The organism is Gordonia polyisoprenivorans (assembly GCF_017654315.1).
Lineage (GTDB): Bacteria > Actinomycetota > Actinomycetes > Mycobacteriales > Mycobacteriaceae > Gordonia > Gordonia polyisoprenivorans_A.
Window position 1 is genome coordinate 3,385,360 of sequence record NZ_CP072203.1, and the last position, 15,098, is coordinate 3,400,457.

The 15,098-nt window shown below is 68.5% G+C and carries 14 protein-coding genes; 10 read left to right on the plus strand and 4 right to left on the minus strand.

The features are described from left to right. Nucleotides 1-8 precede the first annotated feature (8 nt). Entirely contained in the window at nucleotides 9-1,448 is a 1,440-nt protein-coding gene (locus J6U32_RS15315; protein WP_208791088.1) for an MFS transporter, read from the plus strand. On the opposite strand, the gene J6U32_RS15320 is transcribed toward J6U32_RS15315, so the two are convergent. The 3 genes from J6U32_RS15320 to J6U32_RS15330 form a co-directional block, all read right to left on the minus strand. Next, nucleotides 1,429-2,655, minus strand: coding sequence for an MFS transporter (locus tag J6U32_RS15320; protein ID WP_208791089.1), 1,227 nt, complete (start codon nucleotides 2,653-2,655; stop codon nucleotides 1,429-1,431). The genes J6U32_RS15315 and J6U32_RS15320 overlap by 20 nt on opposite strands. A 112-nt stretch (nucleotides 2,656-2,767) precedes the next feature. Next, nucleotides 2,768-3,619 (minus strand): helix-turn-helix transcriptional regulator, encoded by an 852-nt coding sequence (locus J6U32_RS15325; protein ID WP_208791090.1) that lies wholly within the window; start codon nucleotides 3,617-3,619, stop codon nucleotides 2,768-2,770. A 59-nt stretch (nucleotides 3,620-3,678) separates the two neighbouring features. Further along, nucleotides 3,679-4,146, minus strand: a complete 468-nt coding sequence (locus tag J6U32_RS15330; RefSeq protein ID WP_208791091.1) for an OsmC family protein — start codon at nucleotides 4,144-4,146, stop codon at nucleotides 3,679-3,681. Nucleotides 4,147-4,271: 125 nt separating this feature from the next. Between J6U32_RS15330 and alaS the strand changes: the two genes are divergently transcribed. From alaS to J6U32_RS15375, 9 genes are all read left to right on the plus strand, one after another. After that, complete coding sequence (gene alaS, locus J6U32_RS15335; RefSeq protein WP_208791092.1) at nucleotides 4,272-7,013, plus strand: alanine--tRNA ligase; 2,742 nt, start codon at nucleotides 4,272-4,274, stop codon at nucleotides 7,011-7,013. Further along, a complete protein-coding gene (gene ruvX / locus J6U32_RS15340) occupies nucleotides 7,013-7,468 on the plus strand; it encodes a Holliday junction resolvase RuvX (protein WP_208791093.1) in 456 nt (151 codons plus the stop codon). Before alaS ends, ruvX begins: the two co-directional genes overlap by 1 nt. A gap of 145 nt (nucleotides 7,469-7,613) precedes the next feature. After that, complete coding sequence (gene mltG / locus J6U32_RS15345) at nucleotides 7,614-9,590, plus strand: endolytic transglycosylase MltG (protein WP_244332002.1); 1,977 nt, start codon at nucleotides 7,614-7,616, stop codon at nucleotides 9,588-9,590. Continuing rightward, nucleotides 9,587-10,504, plus strand: coding sequence for a shikimate dehydrogenase (locus J6U32_RS15350; protein WP_425324137.1), 918 nt, complete (start codon nucleotides 9,587-9,589; stop codon nucleotides 10,502-10,504). The genes mltG and J6U32_RS15350 overlap by 4 nt, the downstream gene beginning before the upstream one ends. A gap of 90 nt (nucleotides 10,505-10,594) precedes the next feature. Then, nucleotides 10,595-10,981, plus strand: a complete 387-nt coding sequence (locus tag J6U32_RS15355) for a prepilin peptidase (protein ID WP_208791094.1) — start codon at nucleotides 10,595-10,597, stop codon at nucleotides 10,979-10,981. Nucleotides 10,982-11,051: 70 nt separating this feature from the next. Next, nucleotides 11,052-12,260 carry a chorismate synthase gene (gene aroC / locus J6U32_RS15360; protein WP_208791095.1) on the plus strand — a complete coding sequence of 403 codons (1,209 nt, stop codon included), beginning with the start codon at nucleotides 11,052-11,054 and terminating at the stop codon, nucleotides 12,258-12,260. Beyond that, a complete protein-coding gene (locus J6U32_RS15365) occupies nucleotides 12,257-12,820 on the plus strand; it encodes a shikimate kinase (protein ID WP_208791096.1) in 564 nt (187 codons plus the stop codon). Before aroC ends, J6U32_RS15365 begins: the two co-directional genes overlap by 4 nt. Further along, the gene (aroB, locus tag J6U32_RS15370; protein WP_208791097.1) at nucleotides 12,817-13,938 is read left to right on the plus strand and encodes a 3-dehydroquinate synthase; all 1,122 of its coding nucleotides are present in this window, start codon (nucleotides 12,817-12,819) and stop codon (nucleotides 13,936-13,938) included. The genes J6U32_RS15365 and aroB overlap by 4 nt, the downstream gene beginning before the upstream one ends. 54 nt (nucleotides 13,939-13,992) lie before the next feature. After that, nucleotides 13,993-14,550 carry a hypothetical protein gene (locus tag J6U32_RS15375; RefSeq protein ID WP_208791098.1) on the plus strand — a complete coding sequence of 186 codons (558 nt, stop codon included), beginning with the start codon at nucleotides 13,993-13,995 and terminating at the stop codon, nucleotides 14,548-14,550. A 36-nt stretch (nucleotides 14,551-14,586) separates the two neighbouring features. Here the strand turns inward: J6U32_RS15375 and J6U32_RS15380 are convergent, their stop codons facing one another. Further along, a complete protein-coding gene (locus J6U32_RS15380) occupies nucleotides 14,587-15,087 on the minus strand; it encodes a B-4DMT family transporter (RefSeq protein ID WP_208791099.1) in 501 nt (166 codons plus the stop codon). Nucleotides 15,088-15,098 lie beyond the last annotated feature (11 nt).

The following is a 15,098-nucleotide window of genomic DNA, read 5'->3' on the forward strand; positions in this document are numbered from 1 at the left end:
CACCCACGATGTCGATCACCGAAACCCTTGGGGGAGTGCAGGGCCCACCTGTCTTGAGCGCTCGCGCCCGCACCGTGGCCCTGCTGTGCCTGCTGACCGCGTCGTTCATGGAATTGATGGACGCCACCGTGGTCAACGTCGCGCTGCGCACCATGCAGTCCGATCTCGGGCTGTCCGCGGCGGCGTTGCAGTGGATCGCCGCCGGGTACCCGCTGGCATATGCGTCGGGTCTGGTGCTCGGTGCGCGACTCGGCGATCGGTACGGGCGTCGCCGGATGTTCGTGATCGGGCTGGCCGCCTTCGGTGCCGCCTCGTTGGCGTGTGGCCTCGCCGCGGATCCGGCGTCTCTGGTCGCCTTCCGATTCCTTCAGGGACTCGCCGCGGCCCTGATGGTTCCGCAGGTGCTCACCTGCATCCAGGTGTTGTATCCGCCCGCGCAGCGGGGTACCGCCATGGGGATGTTCACCTCCGTGATCGGGTTCGCCGCCGTGGCGGGCCCGCTGCTCGGCGGCGTCATCACCGCAGGTGACTGGTGGGGGATGTCGTGGCGACCGATCTTCCTCATCAATGTCCCGATCGCCGTCCTGGCGATCCTGGCCGCTCGCGCGTTCCTTCCGGAGTCCAAGGCGCAGGTGCCCGCCCCGATCGTCGTCACGTCGGCGGTGCTGCTCGGCGCGGGGCTGGCGAGTCTGATGGTTCCGATCACCGTGGGTCCCGAACATGGCTGGCCTGCATGGGGATTCGGTTGCATGGCGCTCGGGGTGGGGTTGCTGGCCGAATTCGGCCGTCGGCAGTGGGCCTCGGCGCGGCGCGGTGTGGAGCCGATGGTGCCCCCGGCGGTGTTCGCCACCCGGTCGTTCACCGCCGGACTCGCGGCATTCGCCGCCTTCATGGTGCCGACCGGCGGTTTCTTCCTGGTCCAGTCGCTCTACGCGCAATCGGCGCTGGGCTTCTCGGTGCTACGCGCCGGCCTGATGTGGCTGCCCTTCTCGGTGACGGTGTTCGTCGCCGCAGGCATATCGGCGACAGTGCTGGCACCCCGGTTCGGGGCCTCGGTGCTGCGATGCGGCGCACTGGTATTCGCCGTCGGGGTGGTCACGATGATGCTCGCGGCACGCACCGACGATCCCTACTGGTGGTTGGTGCCGGCCTTGGTCCTGGCCGGCGCCGGTTTCGGGCTCGTCGTCGGGTCGGCAGGTCTGCTGGTGCTCGACGAGGTTCCGGTGCATCGGGCCGGCGCCGCCTCGGGTGTGTTCAACACCGTGCAGGCGTTGTCGGTCGCGGTGGGTGCTGCGGTGATCGGGACGATCTTCACCTCCGCGACGTCCATGGACGCCGGATACCGCGCGGCGATGATCGCGATGGTCGCGCTGGTGGTCGTCGGCGCGGTGGTGTCGTTCGCGATGCCCCGGCGGCGTGGGGTGGTTCTCACGGATTCCGAACGGTGAAGGTGAGCACGGTTGCCACCGTGGCCATTCCGACGCCGACCCACACCGGCGACACCCAGCCCAGTCCCGCGCCGATGGTGAGTCCGCCGAGGAGGGTTCCGATCGCGTTGCCGACGTTGAAGGCTGCGATGTTGGCCGCCGACGCCATCGTCGGTGCAGCGGGGGCGCTGCGCATCACCCGCAATTGCAGTGCTGGGCTGGTCGCGAAACCGACGAAACCCATCACGAACAGCAGGATCGCGACCGGTATCGGCCAGGGCACGACGAGCGCGTAGACGGTGAGGGTGATCGTGAGCGACACAGCCAACACGCGCAACGTCATGGTCAGTGAGCGGTCGGCGCCCCACCCACCCACGGCGTTGCCGACGCACAGACCTGCACCGAACAGCACCAACAGCCATGGCACCGCCGCATCGGAGTAGCCGGTGATGTGGGTGACCAGCGGTTCGATGTAGATGAATGCACCAAAGAGGCCGCCGAAGAGGGTCATCGTCAACACTATCGACGCGATCACCTGGGGACGTGCCAGCACGCGGTAGGACGAACCGGAAGTCGCCGGTGGTGCGGGCCGCGCGGGCACCAACGCGAGGATGGCGAGCAAGGCAAGGACACCAACGATGCTGACCACCCAGAACGCTGCCCGCCATCCGAAATGCTGCCCGACCACCGTGCCGAACGGTACGCCGACCACATTCGCCAGGGTCAGTCCGCCGAACATCACCGCGATGGCGCGGGCCTTGCGGTCCGGGCGGACGAGCTCGGCGGCCAGGACGGCACCGATTCCGAAGTAGCCCCCGTGGCACATGGCGGTGAGGACACGGCCGAGTACCGCGATCGGGAATGTCGGTGCCAGCGCGGTGAGCACACTGCCTGCGATGAAGAAGCCCAGCAACAACAGGAGTGCGGACTTGGGTGGGCGTCGGCTCAGAAGGGGGGTGACGGTGAAGGCGCCCACTGCTACGGCGAGGGCATACGACCAGATGAGTGCGCCCGCGGTGGGCACGCTGACGCGCAGGTCGTCGGCGACGTCGGTGAGCAGGCCCGAGATGATGAACTCGGTCAGACCGATGCCGAAGCCACCGAGTGCCAGCGCCGCCAGCGCCGCGCCCGGGTGTCGAAGTGTGGGGGAGTGGAAGTGGTTGTGCGACTGCACTCTTCGATTCTTGTTGGCCACCTGATCGACGTGTTGGTCGGTGAGGTCGGACATACGTGTGTCTCCTGAACCATCGGGAACGCGTGGTGCCATGGGAGGCGGACGACGCGACAAGTGAGCACGCGGTCGGTGATGGCCGCGCGGATACGAATGAGTTGGGCCGGTGCTATCCCGGGTGAGTGGTGCTGGCGAGCATGCGCAGTGAGTCATCGTCGGCGGAGCCGGGAACGGCATGCATCAGGATCAGCCGGTAACCGTCGTCCTCGGGCAGGTGCAGCATCTCGTAGCGCAATTCCAACGCACCCACCACAGGGTGGTTGAAATACTTGACTCCACTCGAACACGCCTGCACTGGGTGCTGCGCCCAAATGCGCGCGAAATCTTCACTGGCTGTGGATAACTCGTCAATCAGTGCGATGGCCTCGGGCCGCGCCGCCAGCGGTGCGACGACAAACCGCAAGGATGCCACCGCCAGACGCGCCTCATGCTCCCAGTCGCGATGGAGCGCTCGTGTTGCCGGATCGTTGAACAACATCGCGACCTTGTTCGGAGGCGTCGGGCCGTATGGTGCCGACGGTTCGAGGTGTCCGGCAAAGACTGCATGCCCCAGGCGATTCCATCCGACGATGTGTTGAGTTGGAGACAGGGCCATCGCCGCGACGTCGGGCATTGCGTCGAGCAGAGTGGCCAGACCCGGTCGGAGGGTCCGCGCATGATTCGACGGTTGCGTTGTCGCACCCGCCAGCCGATAAAGATGACTCGTCTCGGTGTCGTCGAGCCGCAGAGCGCGCGCGAGTGCGTCGAGTACCTGGGTCGACGGATTGGTCGCCGCACCCTGCTCGAGGCGCGTGTAGTAGGTGAGTGAGACGCCGGCGAGTTCGGCAAGTTCCTCTCGCCGCAGGCCCGGCACTCTGCGGAAGCCATTCGTCACCATCCCGAGATCATCCGGCGCGACCGCGGCACGCCGAGAGCGCAAGAAGTCCGCGAGCTGGTCGACGGGCAGCGATGCGTTGGTCATGACTCCATGGTGACCGCGTGGCGCGGATTGTTCCTGGCCCTGCTGGTGACAGGAAGCAATCAGCCGACGGTGACGGTGGCGTGGTGGTCGATCGGGAAGTTCACCGAGTTCGCGATGAAACACCACTCGTGGGCGTCGTGGTGGGCATCGTGGGCGTCGGCGACCATCGACTCGTCGGCAACCGTGACCGTCGGGCGCAGGGTGGCGGAGGTGAAGTGGCCGCCGTTGCCCTTCTGTGCCATGACGGCGGTCGCCTCGTCGGTGTAGCCGGTGACGACGACGCCGCGGGTCACACAGGCGTGCAGATACGACAGCAGGTGACACTGCGAGATCGCGATGAGCAGCAGATCCTCCGGATTGTGGTGCGTCGCATCGCCGCGAAACGCCGGATCCGCCGAACCGATCACATCGGGTTTACCGTCGACGCCGATGCGGACGGTGCGGTCGTAGTCGCGGTACCCGGACGTCCCGGTGCCGCGGTCGCCGATCCACGTGGTGGTGACGCGATAGTGGTGTTCGCCGGACATGGGCCGAGTATGCCCGCGCCGGTGACGACCGCGATACCCGACGCTCTCGGCGAGCGTGTGTCCCGCCGACGGTAGGCTGGTAAGCCGCAGATACGCTCATCGCCGATCTTTCGAGGACTCACCCAGTGCAGACGCATGACATCAGGAAGCGATTCCTGGATCACTTCATCAAGGCCGGGCACACCGAGGTGCCCAGCGCCTCGCTGATCCTCGACGACCCGAACCTGCTGTTCGTCAATGCCGGCATGGTGCCGTTCAAGCCGTACTTCCTCGGCGAGCAGACCCCGCCGTTCGATCGAGCCACCAGCGTCCAGAAGTGCGTGCGCACCCTCGACATCGACGAGGTCGGCATCACCACCCGTCACAACACCTTCTTCCAGATGGCGGGCAACTTCTCCTTCGGCGACTACTTCAAGCGCGAGGCGATCACCTTCGCCTGGACGCTGCTGACCAACAGCGTCGAGGACGGCGGATACGGCATTCCGGCCGAAAAGCTGTGGCCGACGGTCTATCTCGACGACGACGAGGCAGAGTCGATCTGGCGCGACGAGATCGGCGTGCCCGCCGAGCGCATCCAGCGACGCGGCATGAAGGACAACTACTGGTCGATGGGCGTCCCCGGTCCGTGCGGACCGTGTTCGGAGATCTTCTACGACCGCGGTCCGGCATACGGGATCGAAGGTGGACCCGAGGCCGACGAGGACCGCTACATCGAGATCTGGAATCTCGTGTTCATGCAGAACGTGCGCGGCCCGGGCGGCGGCAAGGAGGGCTACGAGATCCTCGGCCCGCTGCCCAAGAAAAACATCGACACCGGTATGGGCATCGAGCGCGTCGCCTGCCTGCTGCAAGGTGTCGACAACGTCTACGAAACCGATCTACTCAAACCGATCATCGACCTCGCCGCGAGTGTGACTGGACGCGCCTACGGCGCCGGCGACCACGAGGCCGACGTCCGGTTCCGGGTGATCGCCGACCACACCCGCACCGCCGCGATGCTCATCGGCGACGGCGTGCTGCCGGGCAACGACGGCCGCGGCTACGTGCTGCGCCGGTTGCTGCGGCGCGTGGTGCGTTCGGCGAGGTTGCTCGGCGCCGGGAGCGCAGCGAGCGGGCCGAATGTCAGCGGCGCCGGGAGCGCAGCGAGCGGGCCGAATGTCAGCGGCGCGGACGCCCCGACGATGGGGGCGTTCATCGGTGCCGCGATCGATCTGATGGCGCCGTCGTACCCGGAGCTCGCCGTCAAGCGCGACCACATCGTGAGTGTCGCGGTCGGCGAGGAGGCCTCGTTCGCCAAGACGCTCGCCGCCGGGTCGAAGTTGTTCGCCGACGCCGCAGCGGCCACCAAGGCCGCCAACCGGGGCACGCTCTCGGGCAGTGACGCATTCACCCTGCACGACACCTACGGCTTCCCGATCGATCTGACCCTCGAGATGGCCGCCGAGGCCGGGTTACAGGTCGACGAGGGCGGCTTCACCGAACTCATGGCCGAGCAGAAGCAGCGGGCCAAGGCCGATGCGAACGCCCGCAAGACCGGGCACGCCGACGCCGGGGTGTACCGGGAGTTCCTCGATCGTGGACCCACCGAGTTCACCGGATACGGCGAGCTCGTGTCCGAGGCCCGTGTGTTGGGTCTGATCGCCGACGGCGTGCGGGTCCGCAGTGCCGCTGCCGGTCAGGAACTGACGGTGATCCTCGACCGCACCCCGTTGTACGCCGAGTCCGGTGGGCAGATGGCCGACACCGGCTCGATCACCACCGGTGCCGGCGCCCGGTTGACCGTCAAAGATGTTCAGCGCGTGGGCAAGTCGGTGTGGTTGCACAGCGTCATCGTCGATGCCGGGGAGATCGTCGAAGGCGACGAGGTCCTCGCTAGCGTCGACACGAGCTGGCGCCACGGTGCCACGCAAGGACATTCGGGTACCCACATGGTGCATGCGGCGCTCCGTCAGGTCCTCGGACCCGGTGCGACACAGGCGGGTTCGTTGAATCGTCCCGGATACCTGCGCTTCGACTTCCACGCGTCGGGACCACTGTCGACCGAGCAGCGCGCCCAGATCGAGGAGATCTCCAACGAGGCCGTCGAGGCCGACTACCGGGTCAACACCTTCGAGACCGGTCTGGCCGAGGCGAAGGCCATGGGCGCGTTGGCTCTGTTCGGGGAGAACTATGGTGACGAGGTGCGGGTGGTCGAGATCGGCGGCCCGTTCTCGATGGAGCTGTGCGGCGGCACCCATGTCGCGTCGTCGGCGCAGATCGGGCCGGTGACGCTCATCGGCGAGTCCTCGGTCGGTTCCGGGGTGCGCCGCGTCGAGGCCTATGTCGGCATGGACTCGTTCCGCCATCTGTCGAAGGAACGCGCACTGATGGCCGGTCTCGCGTCGTCGTTGAAGGTGCCCTCCGACGAGGTGCCTGCCCGCGTCGAGCAACTCGTCACGCGTTTGCGCGACGCCGAGAAGCAGCTGGAGAAAATGCGTGCCGAGGCGGCTCGCGCATCGGCGGCCACGTTGCTCGATCGGGCGGTGGCGGTGGGGTCGACGCTGCTCGTCTCGGGCACGCTGCCCGGGCTCGATGCCAACGGATTGCGGTCGGTGGCGGGGGATCTGCGTGGCCGGATCAGCGATCGTGCCGCGGTGATCGCACTGTTCTCCCCGAGTGAGGACGCCGAGCAGGCCAAGGTGCCGTTCGTCGTCGCCACCACCGAGGCCGCCCGCTCGGCCGGACTCAAGGCCGGCGATGTGGTGAAGGAGATCGCGCCCATCCTCGGTGGCCGCGGCGGCGGTAAACCCGATCTGGCGCAGGGATCGGGATCCGATCCGGCGGGCGTGGACCCGGCGATCCGACGGATTTCCGAGCTCCTGCACTGATGCCGGATTCGGGGATCGACGACCAGCGGACGCGGCGGGGCCGGCGTCTGGGCATCGATGTCGGCAGCGTGCGGATCGGAGTCGCGGTGTGCGACCCCGACGGGATTCTGGCGACCCCGGTCGAAACCGTCCGACGGGACACGTCCGGGGGGTCGGATGTGACGAGGATCGCCGAACTCGCCGCAGAGCACGAGGTCGTCGGGATCGTCATCGGTTTGCCGAAGACGCTGCGGAACACCGACGGAGTGGCCGTGGCCGCCGCACGGGAGTTCGGCGACGCCCTGACCACCGCGATTGCCCCGGTGCCCGTCGAGTACGTCGACGAACGGCTCACCACGGTGACCGCGGCGCAGGCGTTGCGGGCGAGTGGCCGGTCGGCGAAGGCGTCGCGCTCGGTGATTGATCAGGCTGCGGCGGTCGCTATCCTGCAGGGATGGCTGGACGCGCGACGATGAGTTCGTTGGCGCCGTCGCTTCGTCCGCCGATCGGAGGGTCCGATCGGTTCAGGTCCAGTGTGATGCGCGACATGCGCACGTGTCGGGGGACGGGTGGGGTTCATGCCGCCGCGCCGTCGAACCGGAACCAGGGAGGGTAACCGCGGTGAGCGACGAACGGCATCGGAATCGCCATCGGGACCGAGCGGATCACCCCGCCGAGGGCATGGACCCCGACCGATTGCGCTATTTCACACAGCCGGTGGACGGGCGACCCCACACCCGGCATCGCCGCCGCCGCACCGGTACGGCGGACACCCCGTCGGGATCGCGGCCGGCCGCGCCGGCATCACCGGATGATCGCCTGCCCGGGCCCGGGACCGCACCCCAGACATCGGCACCCCAGACACCTGCACCCCAGGCCCCCGCACAGCGGCCCGCGGCCGACACGACCCCGTCGGCGCCGCAACCGACGCTGCGCTCGCGCGCACAACGTTCGGATCCCGGCACCGCTCCCATCCCGGTGTCGCAGCCGGCCCAACCACAGCGCACCGAACCACCGCGCACCGAACCACGGCGCACCGAACCACCGCGGGCCGAACCACCGCGGGCGCAGCCGGAGCGGATCGAACCAGACGTGTCGTCCGCCCCGGCGGCCACGGGCCGGTCGGTGGTCGGTGGTCGGTCGTCGCAGCGCAGACGGGACAGCGGTGTCGCTCCGGGCGCGCTGGCCGCACTGGCCGAACCGACGCTCACGGGTTCGCAGGCCGATGCGCGCGTCGCCGATCACCCCGACACCGACTCTCTCGACGTTCATGCCCGCGTCGATCACGATCTGACCGAACCGCACGATCTGGTCGAGCCCGCCGACGACACCGTCGTCCCACCTTTCGCCGACGACACCGTCGTCTCGCCTCTCGCCGACGACACCGTCCTTGCGCCCGTGTCCGACGACTCCCACCCAGACCTCGACGACCATCCCGAACGTCGTCCGGCGGCGGTCGCCCGCCGGCGCCGACGCCGGATCGGCATGGCCGTGGTGGCCGTCGTGATGCTGGCGCTCGTGGCCGGAGTGGGCTACTGGGGTGCGGACAAGGCCGGGCTCTTCGACTCCCGCAAGGACTACTCGAATGCCGCGGGTACCGCCGACGTGCTCGTGCACGTCCCGGCGAACGCGTCGATCAAACAGATCGGCGGCATTCTCGTCGACGACAACGTCGTCGGTAGCGTCCGGGCGTTCGTCGACGCCGCCGACGGGGCCTCGCTGTCCAGCGGCTACTACAAGTTGCGCACCCAGATCCCGGCGGCGGAGGCGGTGAAGATGATCACCGACGCCGACTCGACCAACCGCGTCGGGCGCATCGTCATACCCCCCGGCACCCCGCTGGACACCAAACGCGATACCTCGGGGCGCGTCACCCCCGGCATCTTCGCGATGATCGCCGATCAGACCGGCGTCGAGATCAACGGACAACGCCTCGGGGTGACCGAGCAGCAACTGTCCGACGCGGCCGCCAACGCCAGTATCACCGAACTCGGTGTCCCGAGCTGGGCGCAGGAGTCGGTGACGGCGCTCAACGGCGACCATCGCCGCATCGAGGGCCTGATCGCCCCCGTCACGTGGGAGGACATCGATCCTCACGACAACGCCACGCAGATCCTGAACACCCTGATCACCAGGAGTGCCGCCATGGACGAGGGCTGGGGTCTGGTGAGCAACAACAAGTCCGGGCTCAGTCCGTATCAGACCTTGGTCGCCGCCTCGTTGTTGCAGGGCGAGGTGCAGCCCGACGACTACCCGAAGGTGGCGCGGGTGATCCTGAACCGGCTCGCCAAAGGCCAACGGCTGGAGTTCGATTCGACCGCCAACTACACCGCGAGCGTCGTCGACCTGAACCTGCACGACGATGCGCTCAAGGCGGATACGCCGTGGAACACCTATGTGCGCCAGGGCCTTCCGCCGACACCGATCGGCGCGGTGGCCGAGCCGTCGGTCGAGGCGATGGAGCAGCCCGCCGACGGTGACTGGCTGTACTTCGTGACCGTCGACTCCAAGGGGACGACGCTGTTCACCGACGATTTCGATCAGCATCGACGCAACATCGCCACCGCATGCCAGAACAAGTTCATCACGTGCCGATGACCGGTCCGCTCGGCGAGGCCGGCCGGCTGTTGGCGCGTCCACCGCTGTGCGCCCCGGTGGGCGGGCGCACAGCCCGTCGCGCCACGGTCCTCGGCTCCCCGGTGTCGCATTCGCGGTCCCCGGACCTGCACCTGGCCGCCTACGCCGCGCTGGGGCTGGGGGACTGGACCTACACGCGGCGTGAGTGCACCGCAGCGGATCTGCCGGGAGTCGTCGCCGCGGCACCGGCCGAGCAGGTCGGTTTCTCGGTCACCATGCCGGGAAAACTCGCCGCGCTCGCCGTCGCCGACGAGCGCACCGAGCGTGCGGTCCTGGTGGGGTCGGCCAACACCCTGGTGCGCACTGCGGGCGGCTGGCGTGCGGACTGCACCGACATCGACGGCATGACCGGCGCACTCGAGCACATCGGTGTCGACGCGAGCACCGTCGGCGGTGACCTGCCCGATACCGCAGTGCTCGTCGGGGCCGGGGGTACCGCATTGCCGACCGTTGCCGCGCTCGCCGCCGTCGGGATCGGCGAACTCACCGTCGTCGCCCGCAGTGCCCAGCGCGCCGCCGATGTGCTCACCCTGGCGCGCGATCTCGGGATGTCGGTGCAGCTGGCCGAGTTCGAGAGCACCGACGACCTGCACCGGCGGTGCCGTGACGCCGCGGTCACCGCCTCCACGGTCCCGGCGTCGGCGACCACGCCGGTGCTCGACGCCGTGTCGGGCTCCGCACGTCTGGTCGACGTCATCTACGACCCATGGCCCACCCCACTTGCGGCCGCGGTCCTGGCCGCGGGCGGTCGGGTGGTCGGTGGACTGGTGATGCTGCTGAACCAGGCGTTCAGTCAGGTCGAGCAGTTCACCGGACTGCCGGCACCGCGCACGGTGATGGCCGAGGTGTTCGCCGGAGCCGACGCGGCCTGCTGACGCGTCCACAGACTCGGGACCGTTCACAGCCGTAGGTCCCCGAGCCATCCGGCGACGCAGGACGCCGACGCCACCGATCACACTGGCGGCATGGTTGCGGCGGCGCTGGTGGTGATGATCTGGCTCGCGGTGATCGCCGAGTGCGACCGGCGCACCGCGCGGATCCCGAATCGGTTGCTGGTGCCGGGCGTGCTCGCGGTGCTCGTCGGCGGGCTGACTGTCCCGCACGTATTGATCGCGGCCCTGGCCGGGTCCGGTCCCTATCTGCTCGCCTTCGCCCGACGATGGTGCGGTGGCGCCGACGTCAAGCTCGGGTTCGTCCTCGGTGGACTCCTCGCGCACCCGCTCGCGGCGCTGCTGATGGTCGCGCTCGCCCAGGTGGGAGTACTGATCGGGCATCGGCGTGCCGGCCCGGTGCGGCGCCCGCACGGACCGACGCTGATCCTTGCCGCGGTCCTCGTCCTGGCGCTCGGCTGAGTCTCGCGCGCCGGTCGCCGGTGTCGGCGGCCGGGCCTCGTCAAGGCTGTTCGCGGGGCGTGTGGCCCGCATGGAACAATGGATTCTTGTGTTGCGCTGGATAACAGCCGGAGAGTCGCATGGCCCGGCACTCGTGGCGATCGTCGAGGGTATGGTCGCCGGAGTTGAGATCACCTCGTCGGATATCGCCGAACAGTTGGCTCGTCGTCGTCTCGGATACGGACGCGGGGCCCGGATGAAGTTCGAGGCCGACAAGGTGACGGTGATCGGCGGTCTGCGCCACGGTCTGTCGATGGGCGGGCCGATCGCGGTGGAGATCGGCAACACCGAATGGCCCAAATGGGAGACGGTGATGTCGGCCGATCCGGTCGATGCCGCCGAACTCGACGGCAGCGCGCGCAATGCGCCGCTCACGCGTCCGCGTCCCGGGCACGCCGACTACTCGGGGATGCTCAAGTACGGCTTCGACGACGCGCGGCCGGTGCTCGAGCGGGCCAGTGCCCGCGAGACCGCGGCCCGGGTCGCCGCGGGCACGGTCGCCCGGAACTTCCTGCGACAGGTGCTCGGGATCGACATCGTCTCGCACGTGATCTCCATCGGGGCGAGTGAGCCCTATGTCGGTCCGCCGCCCCGGATCACCGACCTCGAGGCGATCGACGCGAGCCCGGTCCGTGCCTTCGACTCCGACGCCGAGGCGGCGATGATCGCCGAGATCGAGGCGGCCAAGAAGGACGGCGACACCCTCGGTGGCGTGGTGGAGGTCGTGGCGACGAATGTGCCCGTGGGGCTCGGCTCACACGTGAGCGGGGAGACCCGTCTCGACGCCCGGCTCGCCGGTGCGCTCATGGGAATCCAGGCGATCAAGGGTGTCGAGGTCGGTGACGGTTTCGCTACCGCGCGCCGGCGTGGCAGCGCCGCACACGACGAGATGGTCCCCGGACCCGACGGCGTGCTGCGGTCGACCAACCGGGCCGGTGGCCTCGAGGGCGGCATGACCAATGGTGAGGACGTGCGGGTGCGGGTGGCGATGAAGCCGATCTCGACGGTGCCGCGCGCCCTGTCGACCATCGACATGAGCACCGGTGATCAGGCCAGCGCCATCCACCAGCGTTCGGATGTGTGCGCGGTGCCGGCGGCGGGTGTGGTGGCCGAAGCCATGGTCGCGCTGGTTCTCGCCCAGGCGGCGCTGGAGAAGTTCGGTGGCGATTCGGCCACCGAGACCGGTGAGAATCTGCGCGGCTACCTCAAGCACGTCGAGTCCCGGCCCCCGCGTTCATGACCGGCACACCACTGCCGGTGACCGGCGGCCCCGATCGTCCGGTCGCCGTGCTCGTCGGGTTCATGGGTGCCGGAAAGTCCACGGTCGGGCGGATACTCGCCGACAAGCTCGGCGTCGACTTCGTCGACACCGACGCCGAGATCGTGACGCGCACCGGCCAGAGCATCCCGGAGATCTTCACCGGGGCCGGGCCCACTCGGTTCCGGCAGATCGAATGCGACGTCGTCGCCGACGTTCTGGAGAACCACCGCGGCGTGGTGGCCCTCGGTGGGGGTGCGGTGACCACCGAAGCGGTCCGTGACGCGCTCGACGGTCACCGAGTCGTTCACCTGAAAATCGGTGCGGAGGAAGGCTTCTCGCGTGTCTCCGGATCGGATCGGCCGCTACTGGCCGCCGGTGATCCGGCCGCTCGCTACCGTGAACTGCTGACCGAACGCGCCGAGATCTACAGCGGCGTCGCGACCATCGAGGTCGACGCGGCCGACGGTGATGCGCAGGACGTCGCCGACGTCATCATCGCCGCGATCGCCCGCGAACTCGTACCCGAGAGGACCACATGAGCGACCCGACGACCACCGAGCCGGTACGTATCCGCGTCAACGCGGGGTCGCCCTACGACGTGATCATCGGCCGAGGGCTGCTCGGCGAACTCGCCGACGCCGCCGCCGGTGCCGATCGGATCGCGATTCTGTATCAGCCGACGCTCGCCCAGACCGCGGAACAGATCCGGGAATACCTGTCCGACAAGGGATTCGACGCACATCGTGTGGAGATCCCGGACGCCGAGGCCGGCAAGGATCTCGCGGTGGCCGCATTCTGCTGGGATGTGTGCGGCCGAATCGGGCTCAAACGCAACGACAAGATCATCTCGCTCGGTGGCGGCGCCGCGACCGACCTGGCCGGATTCGTCGCGGCCACCTGGATGCGGGGAATCGGGGTCATCCACGTCCCCACGACCCTGTTGGCGATGGTCGACGCCGCGGTCGGCGGCAAGACGGGCATCAACACCGATGCCGGTAAGAATCTGGTGGGGGCCTTCCACGAGCCCGATGCGGTGCTCATCGACATCGCGACCCTCGAGACGGTACCGGGCAACGAGGTGATCGCCGGTCTGGCGGAGGTCATCAAGACCGGATTCATCGCCGACCCGACGATCCTCGACATCATCGAGGCCGACCCGGTCGCGGCCACCGACCCGACCGCCGACGTCCTCCCCGAGCTCATCCGACGATCGGTGCAGGTCAAGGCCGACGTGGTATCCGCCGACCTCAAGGAGTCGTCGCTGCGGGAGATCCTGAATTACGGTCACACGCTCGGCCACGCCATCGAGCGTCGCGAACGGTACCGCTGGCGCCACGGCGCGGCGGTGTCGGTGGGACTGGTCTTCGCCGCCGAACTCGCGCGGCTGGCCGGTCGGCTCGATGACGCGACCGCCGATCGTCACGCGGCGATCCTGTCCCTCGTCGGATTGCCGACGACCTACGATGCCGACGCCCTCGGCGATCTCCTCACCACGATGGCGGGTGACAAGAAGAACCGCTCCGGCGTCATGCGTTTCGTCGTCCTGGACGGACTCGCCAAACCCGGACGCCTCGAGGGCCCCGACCCCTCCCTGGTCGCCGCCGCATACTCGGCGGTTGCCGCAGAAGCGGCGCCGGGCGGGGCGACCCTGCTCTGAGCTGGATGAATCCGGGCCGGATGAATCTGGGCCGGATGACGAGGGACGGCGTCGGTGTGTGAACAGTGTGTCGTCTCGCCCGTCTACTTCGGCGAACCGCTACCCGGGTGGACGCTGGCGCGCGCCCGGCTGGAATCGCCGGTGGCCGACTGGCGCCAGGGACAGTGGGGACTGATCCGCGCGGACGACCCGACTTTCGTGTGGTGGACCACCCCGACACCGAGTCCGACACGGGGTATGTCGGAGGACGAGGAAGACGCGTGGTGGGCCGAACGGTCTGGGGGGCACCAGGACCTCGCAGCGCAGGACCCCGAGGTCGAACGCGAACTCTGGGCCACCGACGAACGGTGCGCGGACTTCCTCTCCGCTTTCCGTGCGTGGTCGCCGAACGACGGCTTCGATCTGGTGACCGCCGCCGCCCACTGCGGCTACGAACGTGCTCGTGACGGAGTTTTCGAGATCTGGTTCTTCGACTACCTGGGTGACTATCTTCGCAGCGCGCCTGCAGAGGTCGATCCGTACGATGAGCGGCCCGATTTGGTGCGCGATCTGCCCTTCGAGGCCACTATCGGGCGGCACCCGTTGCCTGGCGAGCCGTTCTACCGACAGTGAGTCTCCGCACGCTGCCCGAGGACTGGGCGAGGTGTGTCAGACCCGCTCGATCTGCTCGGTTGGCTGCGCGTCGGGGTGCACCGACCAGTCGTCGTCGTGCGAGTTCTTGCGCTGATCGCGGCGCATCAGCCAGCGACCCACCGCGGCGCCGACGAACGCGGGGACGAAGATCAGGAGCGCGGTGAACGAGCCACCGGCGATCAGTTCGATCCACAGGCTGGCCTGGCCGATCCCGGCGAAGACGAAGCTGCCCAGGATCCAGGAGATGAGACCGGCGACGACACCGGCGAAGACGCCGGCCTTGAGCCAGCGGACGGTGAGGTCCTCGTAGTCGTCGGGGTCGGGGTTGGCCCGCGCGTCGGCGATGCCGTCGATACCGCCCCAGAGCAGGGACACCAGCACGACCACGGCGACCGCGATCGTCTTCCACACCGTGGAGTGCAGGGGAGCGTGGATGATGGCCAGTCCGAGCACCACTCGGGCCACGACGTGCACCGCGGTCATGACCACTCCGCGCAGCAACCAGGAAGAGAACATGCCGAACACGT

Excerpts from the sequence above, each read along its gene's own strand:
- J6U32_RS15315 (WP_208791088.1), top strand. The coding sequence starts at position 9 with ATGTCGATCACCGAAACCCTTGGGGGAGTGCAGGGCCCACCTGTCTTG.
- J6U32_RS15320 (WP_208791089.1), bottom strand. The coding sequence starts at position 2,655 with ATGTCCGACCTCACCGACCAACACGTCGATCAGGTGGCCAACAAGAAT.
- J6U32_RS15325 (WP_208791090.1), bottom strand. The coding sequence starts at position 3,619 with ATGACCAACGCATCGCTGCCCGTCGACCAGCTCGCGGACTTCTTGCGC.
- J6U32_RS15330 (WP_208791091.1), bottom strand. The coding sequence starts at position 4,146 with ATGTCCGGCGAACACCACTATCGCGTCACCACCACGTGGATCGGCGAC.
- ruvX (WP_208791093.1), top strand. The coding sequence starts at position 7,013 with ATGCCGGATTCGGGGATCGACGACCAGCGGACGCGGCGGGGCCGGCGT.
- J6U32_RS15350 (WP_425324137.1), top strand. The coding sequence starts at position 9,587 with ATGACCGGTCCGCTCGGCGAGGCCGGCCGGCTGTTGGCGCGTCCACCG.
- J6U32_RS15355 (WP_208791094.1), top strand. The coding sequence starts at position 10,595 with ATGGTTGCGGCGGCGCTGGTGGTGATGATCTGGCTCGCGGTGATCGCC.
- aroC (WP_208791095.1), top strand. The coding sequence starts at position 11,052 with ATGGAACAATGGATTCTTGTGTTGCGCTGGATAACAGCCGGAGAGTCG.
- J6U32_RS15365 (WP_208791096.1), top strand. The coding sequence starts at position 12,257 with ATGACCGGCACACCACTGCCGGTGACCGGCGGCCCCGATCGTCCGGTC.
- aroB (WP_208791097.1), top strand. The coding sequence starts at position 12,817 with ATGAGCGACCCGACGACCACCGAGCCGGTACGTATCCGCGTCAACGCG.
- J6U32_RS15380 (WP_208791099.1), bottom strand. The coding sequence starts at position 15,087 with ATGTTCTCTTCCTGGTTGCTGCGCGGAGTGGTCATGACCGCGGTGCAC.